Annotated in this window: 1 protein-coding gene; it reads right to left on the bottom strand. The window is 73.2% G+C overall.

The window, feature by feature from the left end; all coding sequences use genetic code 11:
• Positions 1-299, bottom strand: a 299-nt coding sequence (locus FLX07_RS38640) for a HEAT repeat domain-containing protein (protein WP_208762592.1), incomplete at both ends; no start/stop codon positions are given.

The following is a 299-nucleotide window of genomic DNA, read 5'->3' as shown; positions in this document are numbered from 1 at the left end:
CAGCGCCCGAACCTCCGGATCCAGCGGCTCGCCCCCCAGCATCTTCAGGGCCGCCCGACGCACATCCTCATCGTCGTCGCCGACCGCCCGCTCCAACGCCAGCGCCCGAACCTCCGGATCCAGCGGCCCCGTCCCCAGCACCTCCAGCGCCACCTGACGGACACCCCAGTTTTCGTCGCCAGCGGCCCGCTCCAACGCCAGCGCCCGAACCTCCGGATCCAGCGGCCCCGTCCCCAGCACCTCCAGCGCCGCCCGACGCACATCCTCATCGTCGTCGCCGACCGCCCGCTCCAACGCCA

It is taken from the genome of Microbispora bryophytorum (genome assembly GCF_006874465.1).
In the GTDB taxonomy this organism is placed as follows: Bacteria; Actinomycetota; Actinomycetes; order Streptosporangiales; family Streptosporangiaceae; genus Microbispora; species Microbispora bryophytorum.
Note: the sequence above shows the minus strand (reverse complement) of the source record. Positions and strands in the feature narration are given on the sequence as shown.